This window comes from Lysinibacillus sp. G1-3 (genome assembly GCF_056322905.1).
In genome coordinates, this window is record NZ_JBWHYQ010000002.1 from 199197 (window position 1) to 217163 (window position 17967).

The following is a 17967-nucleotide window of genomic DNA, read 5'->3' on the forward strand; positions in this document are numbered from 1 at the left end:
TTATTGGAGGTGAGTACATTGGCAAAAGAAAAGCAAAAGAAAGAAATAGAGCAAGAAGAATTCGCCCTGGAGTTTAGTCCAGAAGAATTAGAAGTACCTGAAGAGAAAGAAAAAAAGCAAGAACAAAATGAAAATAAAGAAAAGCAGTAAATCACACTAAAGCTATAACACGGTCGTTATAGCTTTAGGTATTGCTCGTATTACGATATATATTATTTTATATGGATTATAGTTTATTTTATTAGGTATGAAGGATTGCGGGATAGTAAAGTGCATTATCAACTTGGGGCGATGCATGCAACAGATTGCTATCCCAAAACAAGTGTATGCACTTGTTTTTAAAAACATTACAACCATGAAAATATAAGAAAAGAAATTCGAGCTTTTACTTAAAAAGAGCCACTTTCTAAAAAGAAAGTGACCAATCTAATTAAACACTCGCCATCTAGTTTTTCAATTTAAAAAAATCCTTATGAACAATGTTATACAAATTATAACCAACAGAATTAAAGTTATAATAATTGTAAGCAGCCCTCTAATAATAGTAGTTAAATTTTTCACATTCTTCAATCCATAGTTGGCAAGAAAAAAAGTTATTATTGTTGCTACTAATAAAAAAATCAAGGGATCAAAGTGAAAGTAAGATACAAAAAATAGTGTGAATTGAGTAGAGTTAATTGTGATAAAGAAAACTATTAGCCAGCATAATGACAGTAGGAATGACAATAAATTTAGATGTATAACTGTGGATTCCTCCTTTTGTTAAGTGAATTGAAGAAGGAAAAGCAAACTGCTTAATCTTAACACTACTATTTATATGATTTAATAACTAAGGTTGATTAGTTCATGGCCTTAAGAGATGAAAAAAGCGACTGTTCTATAGCTCCTTATACCAGTTATGAAAGCAAAGAAAAAAGCAGCATAGAATAATCTATTCTGCCTCCGGTTTTTCGCTTTTTTCCATTTCCTCTTTTTTACTTCTAAGTAGTAAGGTAATGAATAAAAAACTTGCTACCCAAAAGGAAAAGAAAAAATTTTCAAGTAAAGACAAATTATTATTTTCCGAATAATCCCAAACTGTTGTTAATAAAAACAATGTTACAAAAAAAACGATGTATAAACATTTTCCGAATGTAGTCATTTAAAGCACCTCGATATGTAATATAAGTAAATTTTTACGTATAAAGGGTCATTGAATGGAATGACCCACAAATTGGGGAGGTCGCGGCGGTCAACTAGCGCCACAACCTAAGTGCGTGCGATACACTTAATAATAATTTGTGCAGTTTTAAGTTTTTTATACATAAAAGCCGCGGCGTTGTCACACGCTACAGCTCAGAATCGGTTTAAACTCTTTTTATAAAGGTTGTTCGTTTGAGCATTAACATACAAAGGAAGGCAAAAACAAAACAATGATCAATTATTCGCTCACATAATTGCATTCAGAATAGATTTGGTGCTTATGCCTTTTAAAAAGGAACGTTGTAGTGTTAGGAATTTTCTAATACCTAATGTGAACCTATAAGTGGATATTCAACATGTATAACTGGAGCTGTGGTCAGTACTTTAGCTATATTTAATATTATAGAAATACTATTTTCAGGTATTGAAGCTGCTCGTTTGAGTAGTGTCGTAATCCATATCTATTCACTTATGTATAAACACGATATGATTGTACGTATAAGTGATTGCGACTCTTTAGGACGCGTAAACATTGCCAATTATTTTACTTACTTTGAAAAACCAGAAAGAAGGTAGTATTGTGAAAACAACAGAAAATTTTACCGACAAGGCAGATATATATGCGAAATATCGCCCTAGTTATCCTAATGAATATATCGATTATTTGTTTTCAGCTAACCAACTAAAAGGGGATCAGATTGTGGCCGATATTGGTTCAGGTACGGGGATATTTAGCCGCCAGCTACTTGAAAGAGGTATAAATGTTATTGGCGTTGAGCCAAATGATGACATGAGAAAGATGGCTGAGCAATCGTTAACACTATATTCTCGTTTTAAATCAATTAAAGCAACTGCTGAAAACACCTCTTTAAATGGGAATAGTGTGGATTTAGTAACTGTTGCCCAGGCATTTCATTGGTTTGATAAAAAAGCATTCAAAATCGAATGTCAACGGATTTTAAAACAAAAGGCAAATGTTGCTCTTGTTTGGAATAGCAGAGATTTAACTAGTCCGATTATTAAAGCAAATGCAGAAATTTGCCAAAAGACCTGTTCAAATTTCAAAGGATTTAGCGGTGGAATAGAGGAAACTCCAGAATTATTTAACAGCTTTTTTAAGGATGGAAAGTATGAGTTTAAAAAGTATCAAAATGATTTGATTTTTGATTATGAAGGTTTTTTGGGGAGAAACTTGTCAGCGTCCTATGCTCCGAAAGAAAAGGACGAAGAGTATAAACGTTTTGTTTTTCTCCTGTCAGAGTTATTCGAAAAATACAGTAAGGATGGAAAAATTGTTCTCCCAAACATAACGCGAAGCTATCTAGGCAATATCTGAACATCCGAACATAAAGGTTTAGTATAGTGAAGTATCTTTCATTCAAAATTTTTTAACCCCGTCCTAAATTTAGAACGGGGTTATGTTTGTTTGAGGCTTTAAACTTAACTTTACAAACTACATCGCTTGTTTTGAGATAAATCGTTTCATCAATATGCCAAAAGAAAATAGGGATAATCACCAATCATCTGCATTTTCTATCTCCTTTAAGTTCATCATGATTGATGCAAAAAAGGGTCACTGTTGAAAGTGACCCTACTAAACAATCGAGGGAGGATGTGACGGTCAACCAACGCCACAACCTAAAATAAGTGCGTGCGATACACTCAATATTAATGTGTGCAAATTTAGGTTACATATACGTCTGCTTACTGGACATTCCATTTAGCAATTCAAATTGATCGGTCTAGCTTTACTGTCGCTCTTTCTGGTTTAGTTATCGAACATAATCTATAACATTGATCTTTTTATCAATCTTTACTAAAAATTATTGAATATTATTTTTAATTCACAGATATTTGAATACACTATCGTTTGTTTGGAAAACATATTTTAAGAACACTAAATATGTACTGGTGAATAATCAAAGTCGAAAGGATTAAAGAAACTACGAATGGCGGAGCTCATTATGGATTTAACATACAGGTGTTCCAGTTGAAGTCCGATGAGGTCTTAGGAAATTTAACTGCCATTTGAAGATTTTTAAAAATTTTTGTAAGTAAAAATCTCTACTCGACTGGTGCAATGTGTGCAAACAAAAATTACAGTAAATTTGGAGGAAGAAAATTATGACAAAAGATTTCTACACTACACTTAAAGAAAGACGTACTTACTACGGAATTAATAAAGAGGTAAACATATCAGATGAAAGAATAAAAGAAATTGTAGAATTTGCTGTGAAATATACCCCATCAGCATTCAACTCTCAAACTGCACGTATTGTTGTATTATCAGGTGAGGCACATAATAAGTTATGGGACATCACAACTGAAACGTTAAGAAAAGTAGTTGGTGATAATGATTTTTCTGGAACTCAACAAAAAATGGATTCCTTTAAAGCAGGTTATGGTACAGTTTTATTTTTAGAAGATGAAACAATTGTTAAATCGCTTCAAGAGCAATTTGCTGCATATGCTGAGAACTTTCCAATTTGGTCAAATCAAGCATCAGGTATGCACCAATTAGTTGTATGGGCAGGATTGGAAGCAGAAGGATTAGGAGCTTCTTTACAACATTATAATCCATTAATTGATGATGAAGTGAAAAAAGAATGGAGTATCCCTAATAATTGGAAGCTCATTGCGCAAATGCCTTTTGGCAATCCAACGGTATCACCAGGTGAAAAAGAATTTCAACCACTTGAAGAGAGAATGAAATTTTACAAATAATTTATGTATACTATACCAAACCAGTACCTTCACGGAACTGGTTTTTTCATGGAGAAAATTTTGTAGAAACAGTAGCATAAATAAAAACAGACATTGGAACCAAACGAGCATATAAACCTTTTCCAATGTCTTATTTATTTTTCTTAATTAATTATCTATCTGCGTATTTATATGCCAAAAATCTGGTTTGGATAAAATTTTTAGTCAAACTTTATTTCAAAGCTCCAAAAAGGTGATATCAAAATACCAAAGGTCATAACCTTAAATGTCAAAGACTAACGCGAAAGGGCGTGGCTATTATGTGGGTTTATCCAAATAATTGGATCCCAACTAAATCACTGGAGCAAATGGCCAATACAAACTATGATGTTCTAATCGTCGGAAGTGGTGCAGGTGGAGGGGCAACGCTTTACCGTTTATGCGAAATGTGGAAGAATCAAGGGGCTAAGCGAATCGGTATTTTAGAGAAAGGGGAGAAGCTATTTCATTCACATGCGCTGAATATCCCCACTATGAATGTCGATCGAATGCGCGACCAGCTATGGCCTGACAATTCTACTCCTGTAGGAGAAAACTTACCAGAATTCTCAGGCGCAAGATTAACATTCGCACTTGGTGGCAGGACATTATTTTGGAATGCTGCCTGTCCGAGACCTGCTCAGTTTCAACTTCAGAATTGGCCTGTTCATCCAGATGAATTAGATGTATATTTCAGAATGGCAGAACGTGTCTTGAATTGTACAACAACCTATGCAGAAGGTTCTTCAATGCAACGGATTCTTATGAATCGGCTTCACGCTGGTGGTATTTTAGAAGCAACGAATATGCCTCTTGCCATCGATATGAGAGGACCACGCATGGGGGAAATTCACTCTAACGCATGGTTTAGTTCAATCAAATTTCTTGCTTATGCCTTAAATGATAAACCATTTGATCTTGCGTTAAATGCTTATACGACGCGAGTGTTGGTTCAAAACGGAAGAACTGTTGGAGTAAGTGTTGTATCAACACAAGACAAAAAAACTTACACTATTCGTGCAAAAAATGTAGTTGTTTCTGCAAGTACATTAGAGACACCTCGAATTTTGCTAAATTCCGGGATTAGTGGTCCAGCTATAGGACGCTATTTAACTAATCATTCTTTTGTATTAGGTACGGGAAAAATAAGTCGGAGGCAATTCTCAGATAATATCGGTAATTTAGCCATTTTGAAACGTGAAACAAGTCAATTCCCTTATCAAATACAAATATTAGGTCCCAATCAATATTTTTCTTACCAACAGTTTGAAGATAAAGTACTTCCAGACCAAGTAAGTGTTGTCTATGCAACTTTCGGTTTGGTAGAGCCTCGGAGAGAGAACAGGGTTTTCTTAGATCCTAACCAACGGGATGAATATGGTGTTCCTCTGAGGCAAGTAGATTTTTCTTATAGTGAAAGGGATAGGGCTGTTATTAATCAAATGCGCGAGGGAATCATTCGATCTGCTGAGGCGATGGGAGTTACATTGGATGGTGAGCCTACCTTAATGCCACCGGGAAGTGACGTGCATGAATCCTGTACATGTCGTATGGGTACCGATCCATCTATTTCGGCAACAAATCCGTATGGAGAAATTCATGGTGTTTCAGGTCTGTATGTAGCAGACAACAGTGTAATACCTTTTCTTGCTGCGGCAAATCCGACAAACTCAACGGTTGCACTTGCGATACGAATGGCAGATAATATCATTCGAAGAAATCCGTAATGGGATAGCGCGGACATTTCGCAGTTATCAACACTATAGAAAGTCAGTAGTTTATAAAGTTTTCTAAAACCGGCTGGGAAGTGAAAGCTGTAAAGGGTGATGTCATAGTTGATGTTTTCAACCTCGATCAGACGTCTGTAAAAAATTTTGAACACTTGATGTTATGTTACTTAAGCAAATTTAAATAATTTAGCTTAAAAACGCGGATATCTTAAAGCCCGCGTTTTTAACTTTTCTCTAAATTTGTGATATAGAATAATTCATCTTTTTAAGTTTGAATTAATCGATTCTAGGTTAATCTGCTGGTCTTGGACCTCTATCGCCCTGTGTATTTTCCAAGGTTAAAATAGGCCGAACTGTAATGTCTCCTATTACACGAATTTGACAAGATAGCCGCAAACAGTCATCATATAAATTCTCATCAATATTTTTTGTAGCGAAAGCGTTTTTTTCAATTTTAGAAATATCCTTATATTCACCAGCTAGTACCTCCACTCTACAAGTGGTACATTTTGCTATTCCGCCACACTGATGAAAAATATTTATATCATTATCTTCAAGAGCTAATACTAATTTTTTTCCTTCTTCTACTTCAAAGGTTTGTCCTCCAAATACGGTGATAAATGGCATCTATCAATACTCCCTTCATACTTTCCTAATTATAACGAAGCACCTGTTATTATCAGTTTGTATTGATCCGACTAGTCTCATACTTAGAAATCATTCATTTAGTGAGAATTTAACAAATTTTTACCTAGCGAAGAACTCTGTATGCCAAGTAGCCGTATGAAGAATAACAAGCCATAGGAAGTTAGAACACCATTGAATTTGCTCTTCAATATAAAACCATGACTTGGCGTACCACTGTATGGGTATGGATGAGCGATGGAAAACGGCAATTTGGGCAACTCTTTATTTTTATGCAAATTACATCGTAGGTATATATGAAGGCGGTGGTGATGGACTCGAATTTGTAATTCCAGCTTTAAATCAGGATGTTTTACTTCGTTATTGGCCAATTGTTATAGTTGTCATCGCTCTTGAAATTGGTTTAGCTCTCTACAAATTCCTTAAAGGACAATGGACGAAAAAGATAGCAAGCTTTAATACTACTGTTGAGCTTTTCGCAACCGTTGTATTCATTGTTATAGTAAGTAATCCGAATTTAATGAACCAAGAATTTATAACGTACATGAGTAAATTACTTACCACAACAACTAAGCAATTTGAAATATGGATAGTTGGCGGTGCAATAATCATCTTTGTTTTATTTGCGGCAATCAGTATATTCGATGATTTCCGTAAAGCTCGAATCCGTTAATTCATATTTGTTTATAAAAGAGTAGTACTTGTTCAGTATATTAGTATTGTGATTAAGAATAAAGCGAACTTGGAAGATAGAATTTCCAAATTCGCTTCTTTTTGTATAAGTTAATTATATTTATCATATGTACAGTTACTAAAGAATTCTCATAAGATGTAGCACCAAAATTGTATTGAATTTGAGTTGTCTAATAGTGGCAATTTATCATGAAGGTGAATTACTTCCTGAAGATGAACAGGATAAATTGTTAGCCGTAAATCATTTCTTCGTCAGTAAGGCTTACTATTCAAATAAATTAAGTAGTAACGCATAACTCAGTACCCAAAAGAATTTCTTTCGACAGAGCTATGCGTAACTTATTATTATCAGATCTTTTAATAGTTCAGTTTTATTCCCTTATGCTAAATTTAATGATTTCTCCAATATAGCAATACGTTTGGTAACCTCTTCGTGAGAAATGTCATGAATTTTTATATAACGATTGTGTATATGTTTTGTACATTCAATCGTACAACCACCTAAGTGTTTTGCCTCGTTTTCTTCTGAACTTAATATCTGTTTATTACATTCTGGATTTGCACAGTTAATGTAACGTTCACACGGAGTCCCATCAAAATGATCCTTACCGACAATAGTTGGGTTTACTTGATTTATTGGAACAACAAGGCGTTCGTCAAATACATAACATTGCCCATTCCAAAGTTGACCTTTTGCGATTGGATCTTTACCATAGGTTACAATTCCACCGTGTAATTGACCAACATCTTCATATCCTTCTCTTATAAGCCAACCAGAAAATTTTTCGCAACGTACGCCACCTGTACAGTACGTTAAAATACGTTTACCCTCTAATAATTCACTATTGTCTTCGATCCATTTAGGTAATTCACGAAACGATTGAATATCTGGTCGAATTGCGCCTTCAAAGTGACCTACATCAAATTCATAAGTGTTTCGAGCATCAATAACAATTGTGTCCTGTTGCTGCATTTGTTCATAAAAATCAGCAGGTGCAACGTAACGACCTGTCATTTCAAGTGGGTCAATATCATTTTCTAAGCTTAAATTAACCAGCTCAGGTTTTGGACGCACATGCATTTTTTTGAATGCATGACCGTCTGCCTCATCAATTTTAAACACAATGCCCTTAAATAACGGATCATTTTTCATCATTTCTATATAAGCGTTTGTTTCTTCAATTGATCCAGAAAGTGTACCGTTGATGCCCTCAGAAGCAACTAAAATACGACCTTTTAAGTTCATTTTTTTACATATTTGCAAATGCTCCTTAGCGAATTCCTCAGGAGATTGAATATTTGCATAATGGTAATACAGTAAAACTCGATAGTTCAATTTATTTTCCACCTATCATTTATATTTTCAGGATACACTGATAGCTAATACCATCAAAAAACGTGGTATGTTAAAAAGAATATACAAACAAAACTGATAATCGTGATCTAAGCCTCGATAATGATTAAGTGTAAGTAAAATTGCCGAAATAAATTCAGAAGGCAATTCGTCCTCTTACTAAAAAATCTATATAAACTAAAAAGTATAATTAATATAATGCACTAATTCATATCAATATTCTTCAGCTAAAATCAGTCAATGGCATGATGAAGTACTATATAGCACTTGGCTAAAAAGACATCAAAAAACACCCTTGTACTAAAGATGTACAAGATGCTGCTTGCATATTCGTGCCATATAACAAACGCATTACGTAGTATTTAAAAATTATTAATGAAATTGAATGTATTAGTAGCAGTAATTTTTAAACTACGTAATGGTTGTCTAGAATTTCTCCTAAATACTTTTATAACTAAAAAGTATAAATGAAATAATACAACTTTTATTTGTTTCCTGTCTTCAGACTTAGGTCTGAATTATTATTCAAATAGTAATGTCGTCGTTATGAGTTTATTTGTAAATAGATACAATTAATTCAATCAAGCGATTAATAAAATTGCTATTCTAAGAAATCGCCTATTATAAAAATTTATAAGTTTGAATAAAAAGCCCAGATAATTTTACTGTCCGTTAAAATTTTCTGGGCTTCTTGGTTATCTATAGAGAATTGCGTACAAAGAATGAAGTATTGAAGTCAACTTTACTATTGGTTTTACACCGTTAAGGAAATTAAAAATATTAATGAGACCGATTTTTCAGTATAAAAATTTGCCATAACGTATCTAAATAAGGCTTCCCCTATATGAGAAAAAGTTTATAACTTTTGAATTTTCTTTCGGTTTCAGGTAAAGAAAAAAACAAAAACTAATGGGTTGACAATTTTGTGACAAAGGAATAATATTTGTTTCGGAACAAAACATCTCAAACTCGAGATATACGAAAGGAGTTTTTTTATATGGTTATCGATTGGTCAGTAACAGAAGTCTATAACACCATTATGGCGGTTTCAACCGGCATTGGTTTATTATTAATTCTTCAATTTGCTTCCCATATAGCTAAAGAAAAAGTTGGACAATTAGAAGGGTGGGCAATAGGCTTTGGTATACCAGGGTTTATATTAACAATAACAGGAGCTCATATGAGCTTTACCTGGCCATTGTCGAAGATTGGATTCCCATTTGATGATATTATATTTGGCGAGCCATCACTCGCATTTGGTATTCTGCTTATGGCTGTATCTATCTTATTATGGAGAAAATCTAATCTCTATTTAAAACAAGGTATTAATATGGACGATTCGAAAGTAGTTTCAAATACTTTAAAGAAAGAATTGCCATACTTGATAAAACCTTTATCTTATTTTGCTGCAGCAATGGGATTAGCACTTATTTCTATCGCGTGTGCAGGTATTAAATATCAATTATTTGCAGCACCGCCAGAAGAACCAATTTCAGGAGCTTTTGCTGATTATCCAATGTTGGAAGCAACTTTTATGTCTGCATTATTCGCTATTATAGGGATTGGAGCAGTATTATTACCTTTTGCCTTAAACAAAAACGCCAATCCGAATTTTGCTAAAGTTATTAAATTCCTTTGGACAATTGCAGGTATTACCTTTGTTCTATTTGGAGCTATGAATTACTTTACACATATCGGATTGATTGTTAATACAATGCCAAAATAGCCCGATCATTATCTACAAATAAAAAAACCATTTGAACAAATGTTCAAATGGTTTTTTTATTTTCTTTGCTGTTGAGTGATAAAAAAGTTATTCAAAATAAAGTAGTTTATAAAACTAAACCTCTTACCCCCGCTTCCAAGGTCTGTTGTTTTAAAGTTCAATCCGTTCTATTCGTAATCTTTAGAAAAATAAGAAAAACAGGGTAATTGTATGCTTGCGAAAGTAAGTAAAACAAAAAAGAATAAGCATTTATAAAAAGATTAGGCTTGTTCCTTTCCTTAAAATAATAAGTTTTTTTATAGGAACTTTAAAGTGCCTAAATCACTTTTTTATTCCTATAAAACTTTAAAGTGCGTACTTACTTTTATAAAGTATACTTCTTATAATACATTTGTAGATATCTTCTGACAGGGTTTTTAAACGACAAAAGAATGGTGAAAGATCCATAGTCTTTATGCTTTAGCTATAAGAGTAATTTATAAATAACGGTTTATTTCCCTTTTAAAACTTAGTTTTCTTATATGTATTAAAGGAAACGGGGGACTTTCCTTATTAGTCGAAGTATGGCTTTAGGGATAAAGGACAAAATAGTGAAGATTGTACGGAGGTTAAAGATATGAGTACTTCAAGTTTAGACAAAACAAAAAGAATTTTAATAGAGGAGGAAACGCTTCAATTTTCTACATTTACAAATGAAGATGCCTTTAAATTAGGTTTATTAATTGTTGAAGCAGCGAAGCAAAATGGCAAATTAATAGCTGTTGATATCACTAAAAATGGTGTGCAGTTGTTTCATTTCAAGATGTCGGGGATGACAGAGGAAAATACTATATGGATTGAGCGCAAAAAACAGGTCGTTTCGTTGCATAATCATAGCTCCTATTATATGCAGATACAAAGTGAATTAAGTGGAATTCCGCATCATGTAGAATACCGTTTAGATCCTTCAAAGTACGCTGCATTCGGTGGAGCATTTCCCATCAAAATAAAAAACGTAGGGGCCATCGGAGTAATAACGGTATCAGGATTAACACCTGAAGAAGATCATGAATTGGTGATAAAAGCAATTAAAAATTATTTAAATAAATAGTTTTAGAGGAGGATACTATGCCATTAATTGAACTAAAAACTTGGCCAACTATGTCAAATGAAGAAAAAAAGGAAAACATTTTTTCCGTAACTGAACTTACAACAAAATTATTAAAGATTGTTCCTGACAAAATTCAAATAGTAATACATGAACTTGCTAAAGAAAATTGGGGAAAAGCTGGGGCAGTAGCAAATGATGCTAACTTTGCTGAGAAAAGTAGAGTTGTCAATTGGGAAACTAAAGAGTCTTATCAAAAACAGGCAACTAATGTAGATGGAATGGCTATAATCGCGATTGATATATGGGATACATTTGATCAAGTGATAAAGGATAAGTGGGTTAATCAGCTTACACAAATAACATCTAAATTTACCCATGCCCCAATGGATAAGGTACTAATCGTCATTCGTGAAATGATTCCAGGTAACTGGGGACAAAGCGGGATAACGGGAGCAGATAAAGACTTTCTTTCAAAAAGTCGAACATATTAAAAAAATCTATTCGAAAATTTTAAGTAAGTAGAAAGGAGAATAGTTATGAGTGAATTTTCTAATTACCGTAGCTATAATCGAATGTATAAAGAAGGTGAACTAACACTAGGCCTCCACATTCCATTAGAAAATTATCGGTTTGACACGCCGACAATGGAAAAGCAAGTAGAATTATCGCAATTAGCCGAGAATTACGGATTTACCAGTTTATGGTTTCGTGATGTAATATTAGAGGATCCTTCCTTTGGTGACCCAGCAGTAGGTCAAATTTATGATATGCTTATTTATTTAACTTATTTAGCAAGCCAAACAAAAGAAATTGCTTTAGGAACGTCTGCGATTGTTCTTTCTTTACGTCATCCTTTACGAGTGGCTAAGGAAATAGCGACGATTGATCAATTATTCCCAGAACGCTTAATTATGGGCGTTTCATCTGGCGACCGAAGAGCTGATTTCCATGGATTAAATATTCAACATGAAGATCGAGGTCGACGATTCATTGAAGCATTTCAGTATTTAAATCAAGTGCTATATGAAGAGTTTCCTTCTATTCGTTCATCATTAGGCGATATTCAAGGAAGTAATTTAGTACCGAAACCAACGAAGCGAATCCCAACGATGATTACAGGATACGCACAGCAATCAATGGAATGGTTCGCGAAAAATGGAGACGGATGGATGTATTATCCTAGAAGTCCCTATCTTCAAGCCGAGACGATTCGACAATGGAGAGAGCTTGTAGAACAGTATTGCCCTGGAGTTTTCAAGCCATTTACTCAGCCTATGCATTTGGATTTGTCAGAAGATCCCAATGAAATGCCTACACCAATTCGTTTGGGTTTCCGAGTAGGTCGAAATCGGTTAATAGAACTACTAAACATTTATAAGGAAATCGGTGTTAATCATCTGTTCTTTGCGTTATTTGACAGTAAACGACCGGCCGAAGAAGTTATTCATGAGCTTGGTCAAGAGGTATTGCCTCATTTTCCAGCAATCAAGTAGAGAATGAAACAACGGAGTGGAGTGTTAGGAGAAATTTCCTTATCCACTCCTTATTTATTCATAAACTGTTTAAAAGAATGAGGGAACCCCATACTATTAAGCGTATATTGCAATTAATTATTTACAAAACTACATTGGGAGGGATTTATTATGTTTTTGAATTTGAAAGGGAGAACGGCACTAGTTACGGGGTCTGCAGCAGGAATTGGTAAAGCTATTGCAAAGTCATTAGTAGCTGAGGGTGTTACTGTCATTATTAATGGACGCCATGAAGAAAAAGTTCATCAAACAATGCAAGAAATTCAAGAACAATATCCCGAAGCCAACCTTCAATCATTAGTATCTGATTTAGGAACAGCTCAAGGATGTCAAAAGGCTATAGAGGAGTTCCAAGAAGTAGATATTCTAATTAACAACCTTGGGATTTTTAAGCCTAGAGAGTATTTTAATATCTCTGATGAAGAATGGTTGAAGATGTTTGAGGTCAACATTATGAGTGGAGTTCGACTTACGCGATGGTACCTCAAACAAATGATTCAAAAAAAGGAAGGAAGAGTTATATTTATTGCGAGTGAAGCAGCCATTATGCCGTCACAAGAAATGGCTCATTATAGCGCGACGAAGACGATGCAGCTTTCTCTTTCTCGTAGTTTAGCGGAGCTAACGAAAGAAACGAATGTTACTGTCAATACGATTATGCCAGGTTCTACTTTAACTGAAGGCGTAGAAACGATGCTAAATACTCTTTATCCTAATGAAAATTTGTCAATGGCAGAAGCCGAAGTACGATTCATGAAAGAAAATCGTCCTACTTCTATCATACAGCGACTTATTCGCCCTGAGGAAATTGCTAATTTTGTTACCTTTTTAAGTAGTCCACTTTCTTCTGCTATTAATGGGTCTGCGTTGAGAATTGATGGGGGATTAGTACGTAGTGTCTTTTAAGAGGGTTTCAAATGCTATCAGTGGATCAAAATGAAAAAGCAATCAAGAAAATAAACAATTGGAGGAATAAAAATGGTCAATCATTTGCAAGATACAATCACATTAAATAACGGCCTACAAATGCCTGGTATGGGTTTGGGTGTTTTTCAAGTAGCGAATGATGCTACTGCTGAGATGGTTAAAAACGCTATTGAAGTTGGCTATCGAAGCATTGATACTGCGGCTATTTACGGAAACGAAGCAGGTGTAGGAGAAGGTATTAAACTAGCGCTAGCATCTACTGGCTTACGACGTGAAGACTTGTTTATTACATCAAAAGTATGGAACGACGGATTAAGCTATGAGGAAACTATCGCTGCCTATGAAGAGAGCCTAGAAAAACTAGGGTTAGATTATTTAGATCTTTATCTTATTCATTGGCCTGGGAAAGATAAATATGCTGAATCTTGGAAAGCTCTTGAAGACCTATATGATCAAGGCAAGATCAAAGCAATTGGTGTATGTAACTTTACTGTTGCACACTTAGAAAACTTATTATCATTTGCTCGTATTAAACCTGTTGTGAATCAAGTGGAATTCCACCCACGTTTACAACAAGTGGAGCTTCGTTCATTCTGTGACAAGCACCAAATTCAACTTGAAGCATGGGCACCTTTAATGCAAGGTGGACTTCTTGAAGATGAAACGATTTCAAAAATCGCAAAAAAATATGGAAAATCAAATTCTCAAGTTATTTTACGTTGGGATGTACAAAATGGAGTCATCACTATCCCAAAATCTGTACGTAGAGAACGCATGATGCAAAATGCCGATATTTTTGACTTTACTTTAACAACCGAAGAAATGGCTATCATCGATGCGATGAATCTTGAACAACGTGTTGGACCAAATCCAGATGAATACGATTTTGCTCTATAAGCAATAAAAGGAAAAGAGACTGTCTTGTGTTTGACAGTCTCTTTTTCCTTCATTAAGATGTTTGCTGCATAGCTATATCATCATCACGGTGTTTTAAAATTACATCTTCGCCTTTATCCTGTAATACTTCAACATGATTTTCGCCCCAAGTACAAAGCATGTTCAGAATAGGTTCCATTCCCTGTCCATAAGGCGTTAAGGAATATTCAACTTTCGGCGGTACTTGATTGAAAACTTTTCGAAGGATTAACCCATCTTGCTCTAATTCTCTTAATTGACTTGTAAGCATTTTTTGTGAAATTCCTGGAATTAATCGACGAAATTCATTTGTTCGAATTTTACCATGGTGGTTTAAATGACAAAGAATGACCGGTTTCCATTTACCACCAATGACTTCAAGCGTAGCTTCAACACCAATATTATAAATTTTTTGCATTGTAAACCTCCTGTAACATTAAAAGTAACTAAAAGTATCCTACATATCTTTTAGGCATGTATGTATATTACTACACATGATAATAAAAATCAAAGGATATATTAGTAGTATGTCACATTCAAAAAAGCAAAGTGTTAAAAACATTGGTTTTTATGATGATATTAAAAATGTATAAATAGAATTTTCAATCCTAATTCCAGAGTATGAATTTTATATTTTGGCGGATTCATAGGCTGTTAAACGTGTAATTGAAAATGTAATTTCCAATGCGATTAAACATTCGAGTGAAGATGTTACTATTCAACTTGTTAAAAATTCACCATCTGTTCAACTTACTATATTGAATCTCGCCAAAGAATTAAAAGAATACGATCTTCATTTTCTTTGTGATCGTTTTATAAAGTTAATCAACCAAGAACAAAAAAAGTACAGGTTTAGGATTATATATTGCGAAAAGTCTAATGACAAAGATGGATGAGAATTTATCAGCAGAATTAAATGGAGATCAATTGCAAATGAATTGCGAATGGAGAAATTAGCAAGAGCGAATAATCTAAATTAACAGGTGCTCTTAAAATAATGATTTTATTTATGAGCTGTGAGAGCAATCGGGATGGGCCGACGGTACGTTTTACTGAATCTCGATGCGTCTCATAGCTTTTATTTGCAGGTAAGCAGTTTCTGTACCACTAGGTGACGCTTAAATGCTTTAATATTGTGCAGCTTTCCTCGGATGAATCCTCATCATTTGGTATAATAACAAATAGATTTTTTAGAACGGAGCGATTGATATGAATGGAGCGCAAAAAGCGTTTTTTGAGGAAAAGGAGCGTTCACTTGGCGTTCGTCTAAATGATGTGCAGACGCAGGCGGTGCTACAAACGAATGGCCCGCTGTTACTATTAGCATCTCCCGGTTCAGGAAAAACGACAACGATTATTATGCGTATTGGCTATATGATTGAGGCACTTGGTGTGAATCCTTCTCGCATAAAGGCTGTCACATTTAGTAAGGCATCGGCAGGTGATATGAAGGCGCGGTTTGCAAAGTTTTTCCCGCATTTGCCACCGGTTGATTTTTCGACGATTCATAGTTTAGCATTTCAAGTTGTGCGGCAGACACTTGAACGACAGGGCATTACATACGGCATCATCGAAGAATCGGACAAGCCTGGTATTGTTTCAAAAAAACGAGTGCTTCGCGAGATTTTTGAACAATTAAATGGCTCAAAAATTACTGAAGATCAGTTAGACGAGCTACTGACGTACATAACGTTTATCAAAAATAAAATGCTGCCAGAACAGGAATGGGAAATTGCAGAAGTAAAGGTGCCTAGAAAAATCGAGATTTTACAGCGTTATGAGGAATATAAACGCACAGGTAGTGACCGTTTGTTAATTGATTTTGACGATATGCTATTAATGGCGAATGATATTTTCACGAATAATCGAGAGGTGTTGGCGCAATACCAACGCCGTTACGATTATTATTTAACGGATGAAAGTCAAGATACATCGCCTGTTCAACATGCAATCATCGCCAAGCTCGTCGCAGTCCATCAAAATTTATGCGTCGTTGCGGATGAGGATCAAGCCATATATAGCTGGCGAGGTGCAGAGCCAGATTATTTGTTGAATTTCCAAAAGATATATCCGGAGGCTCAAGTGTTACTTATGACGCAAAACTATCGTTCATCTGTAACGATTGTAGAGCCAGCCAATATATTTATTCAGCGTAATAAAAAGCGTTTCAACAAACAAATGTTTACGGAAAATCCTGCAGCAGAGCCAATCTCGTTTAAAATCTTAGAGAATTACAATTTACAGGCCAAATATTTAGTGGATCAGTTGAAAAATCAGTCTAAGCGCGGCTCAACGGCTATTTTATATAGAAATAATATGTCAGCCATTCCGCTTATGGACGCGTTTGACAGAGCAGGTTTGCCTTTCTATATGAAAGATTCCACGATTCGCTTTTTCACGCATTGGGTCGTGGAGGATATTATGAACTTCATGCGTTTAGCGTACAATACGAAAAATATCACGGTATTTGAAAAAGTTTACAGAAAAATGAATGCTTATATTACACCCACGCAATTGAAGGCGCTACAGAAAGTACCGACAGATGGCTGTGTATTCACACAGTTATTAGAGCATGTTGAGTTAAAGGATTATCAGCATGAATATATTAAGCGGATTCGCAAAACGTATGATAGCATTCAATTTGATAAAACGACGCCAACAGCTATGCTAGAGCATATCCGTTATGACATTGGATATGAGCGTACTTTAAAGAATATGAGTGAGAACCTCGGTTTTAATTATGAAAATTTACTAGATATTGTGAATGTACTTGGCTCAATTGCTCGTCATACGTCGACGATGACCGAATTTGCGGGTCGTTTGATGCAACTTGAAAATTTAGCACGTTCGTCTCATATGAAAAATGAATTGAATGCAATTACACTGACAACATTGCACAGTTCAAAAGGCTTGGAATTTGAACGTGTGTATTTGATTGACTTGATTGAGGGGATTATACCTAGTGAGGCAGAAGAAGAAAGCGAGGAAGAAGCACGACTCTTTTATGTCGGTATTACGCGTGCGATTCGCCATTTGGAATTAATTTCGTATAATAAACGCTTTAAAACAAGCGTAGTGCCATCGATTTTCATGAAGTCATTAAAACAAATCGTCTCACCGCAGGAATTGCCAAAGAAAGCGCCAAAAAATACGAGTAAAGTACTGAAGCAATACCGTAATGAGCGTACGATTACAACCGATTCATCGTTAATCGTCGGCTCAAAAGTAAAGCATATGATTTTTGGTGAAGGGGTAATATTAGCTGTTACGAGTAGCACAATTGAATTGTCATTTGCTTCGGGGATTAAGAAGTTTTTGACGGATACATGTTTACAGCAAGGCTATTTAGAAAAGATGGAAGATTAAATGAAGCGTATTCGGGATTTTTTCGAATACGCTTTTATTATCATACATACGTAAACTAATAAATT

At 34.8% G+C, this 17967-nt stretch carries 14 protein-coding genes and 1 pseudogene; 12 read left to right on the top strand and 3 right to left on the bottom strand.

What is annotated here, in order from left to right; genetic code table 11:
• The first annotated feature begins 18 nt into the window (after positions 1 to 18).
• The 4 genes from ACVYAD_RS02960 (at position 19) to ACVYAD_RS02975 (ending at position 5651) form a co-directional block, all read left to right on the top strand.
• Positions 19 to 150 (top strand): hypothetical protein, encoded by a 132-nt coding sequence (locus ACVYAD_RS02960; protein ID WP_476424480.1) that lies wholly within the window; start codon positions 19 to 21, stop codon positions 148 to 150.
• Between the two features lie 1612 nt (positions 151 to 1762).
• Positions 1763 to 2518, top strand: coding sequence for a class I SAM-dependent methyltransferase (locus ACVYAD_RS02965; protein WP_476424482.1), 756 nt, complete (start codon positions 1763 to 1765; stop codon positions 2516 to 2518).
• 788 nt (positions 2519 to 3306) lie between these two features.
• Positions 3307 to 3906 (top strand): nitroreductase family protein, encoded by a 600-nt coding sequence (locus ACVYAD_RS02970; protein ID WP_476424484.1) that lies wholly within the window; start codon positions 3307 to 3309, stop codon positions 3904 to 3906.
• Positions 3907 to 4205: 299 nt separating this feature from the next.
• Positions 4206 to 5651: a GMC oxidoreductase gene (locus ACVYAD_RS02975; protein ID WP_476424486.1), complete on the top strand. Its 1446-nt coding sequence runs from the start codon at positions 4206 to 4208 to the stop codon at positions 5649 to 5651.
• A 294-nt stretch (positions 5652 to 5945) separates the two neighbouring features.
• Here the strand turns inward: ACVYAD_RS02975 and ACVYAD_RS02980 are convergent, their stop codons facing one another.
• Positions 5946 to 6281 carry a 2Fe-2S iron-sulfur cluster-binding protein gene (locus ACVYAD_RS02980; RefSeq protein WP_349657947.1) on the bottom strand — a complete coding sequence of 112 codons (336 nt, stop codon included), beginning with the start codon at positions 6279 to 6281 and terminating at the stop codon, positions 5946 to 5948.
• 262 nt (positions 6282 to 6543) lie between these two features.
• On the opposite strand from ACVYAD_RS02980, the pseudogene ACVYAD_RS02985 reads away from it, so the two are divergent.
• A pseudogene (locus ACVYAD_RS02985) lies at positions 6544 to 6972 on the top strand (hypothetical protein); the annotation flags it as partial.
• 399 nt (positions 6973 to 7371) lie between these two features.
• Here the strand turns inward: ACVYAD_RS02985 and trhO are convergent.
• Entirely contained in the window at positions 7372 to 8328 is a 957-nt protein-coding gene (gene trhO, locus ACVYAD_RS02990) for an oxygen-dependent tRNA uridine(34) hydroxylase TrhO (RefSeq protein WP_476424487.1), read from the bottom strand.
• 1015 nt (positions 8329 to 9343) lie between these two features.
• Between trhO and ACVYAD_RS02995 the strand changes: the two genes are divergently transcribed.
• The 6 genes from ACVYAD_RS02995 to ACVYAD_RS03020 all read left to right on the top strand — a co-directional run bounded on the left by ACVYAD_RS02995 (position 9344) and on the right by ACVYAD_RS03020 (position 14518).
• A complete protein-coding gene (locus tag ACVYAD_RS02995) occupies positions 9344 to 10072 on the top strand; it encodes a DUF981 family protein (protein ID WP_349657949.1) in 729 nt (242 codons plus the stop codon).
• A gap of 616 nt (positions 10073 to 10688) precedes the next feature.
• Entirely contained in the window at positions 10689 to 11162 is a 474-nt protein-coding gene (locus tag ACVYAD_RS03000; RefSeq protein WP_476424488.1) for a heme-degrading domain-containing protein, read from the top strand.
• Positions 11163 to 11179: 17 nt separating this feature from the next.
• Positions 11180 to 11653 carry a tautomerase family protein gene (locus ACVYAD_RS03005; protein WP_476424490.1) on the top strand — a complete coding sequence of 158 codons (474 nt, stop codon included), beginning with the start codon at positions 11180 to 11182 and terminating at the stop codon, positions 11651 to 11653.
• Between the two features lie 45 nt (positions 11654 to 11698).
• A complete protein-coding gene (locus tag ACVYAD_RS03010; RefSeq protein WP_349657952.1) occupies positions 11699 to 12655 on the top strand; it encodes an LLM class oxidoreductase in 957 nt (318 codons plus the stop codon).
• Between the two features lie 150 nt (positions 12656 to 12805).
• Complete coding sequence (locus tag ACVYAD_RS03015; protein ID WP_476424491.1) at positions 12806 to 13600, top strand: SDR family NAD(P)-dependent oxidoreductase; 795 nt, start codon at positions 12806 to 12808, stop codon at positions 13598 to 13600.
• Positions 13601 to 13672: 72 nt separating this feature from the next.
• Positions 13673 to 14518 carry an aldo/keto reductase gene (locus ACVYAD_RS03020; protein WP_476424492.1) on the top strand — a complete coding sequence of 282 codons (846 nt, stop codon included), beginning with the start codon at positions 13673 to 13675 and terminating at the stop codon, positions 14516 to 14518.
• Between the two features lie 52 nt (positions 14519 to 14570).
• Here ACVYAD_RS03020 and ACVYAD_RS03025 read toward each other — a convergent pair whose 3' ends face one another.
• Entirely contained in the window at positions 14571 to 14954 is a 384-nt protein-coding gene (locus ACVYAD_RS03025) for a winged helix-turn-helix transcriptional regulator (RefSeq protein ID WP_349657955.1), read from the bottom strand.
• Positions 14955 to 15745: 791 nt separating this feature from the next.
• On the opposite strand from ACVYAD_RS03025, the gene ACVYAD_RS03030 reads away from it, so the two are divergent.
• A complete protein-coding gene (locus ACVYAD_RS03030) occupies positions 15746 to 17902 on the top strand; it encodes an ATP-dependent helicase (RefSeq protein WP_476424494.1) in 2157 nt (718 codons plus the stop codon).
• Positions 17903 to 17967: the final 65 nt, after the last annotated feature.

Excerpts from the sequence above, each read along its gene's own strand:
- ACVYAD_RS03015 (WP_476424491.1), top strand. The coding sequence starts at position 12,806 with ATGTTTTTGAATTTGAAAGGGAGAACGGCACTAGTTACGGGGTCTGCA.
- ACVYAD_RS03000 (WP_476424488.1), top strand. The coding sequence starts at position 10,689 with ATGAGTACTTCAAGTTTAGACAAAACAAAAAGAATTTTAATAGAGGAG.
- ACVYAD_RS03025 (WP_349657955.1), bottom strand. The coding sequence starts at position 14,954 with ATGCAAAAAATTTATAATATTGGTGTTGAAGCTACGCTTGAAGTCATT.
- ACVYAD_RS02970 (WP_476424484.1), top strand. The coding sequence starts at position 3,307 with ATGACAAAAGATTTCTACACTACACTTAAAGAAAGACGTACTTACTAC.
- ACVYAD_RS02995 (WP_349657949.1), top strand. The coding sequence starts at position 9,344 with ATGGTTATCGATTGGTCAGTAACAGAAGTCTATAACACCATTATGGCG.
- ACVYAD_RS03030 (WP_476424494.1), top strand. The coding sequence starts at position 15,746 with ATGAATGGAGCGCAAAAAGCGTTTTTTGAGGAAAAGGAGCGTTCACTT.
- ACVYAD_RS03010 (WP_349657952.1), top strand. The coding sequence starts at position 11,699 with ATGAGTGAATTTTCTAATTACCGTAGCTATAATCGAATGTATAAAGAA.
- ACVYAD_RS02975 (WP_476424486.1), top strand. The coding sequence starts at position 4,206 with ATGTGGGTTTATCCAAATAATTGGATCCCAACTAAATCACTGGAGCAA.
- ACVYAD_RS03005 (WP_476424490.1), top strand. The coding sequence starts at position 11,180 with ATGCCATTAATTGAACTAAAAACTTGGCCAACTATGTCAAATGAAGAA.
- ACVYAD_RS02980 (WP_349657947.1), bottom strand. The coding sequence starts at position 6,281 with ATGCCATTTATCACCGTATTTGGAGGACAAACCTTTGAAGTAGAAGAA.
- ACVYAD_RS03020 (WP_476424492.1), top strand. The coding sequence starts at position 13,673 with ATGGTCAATCATTTGCAAGATACAATCACATTAAATAACGGCCTACAA.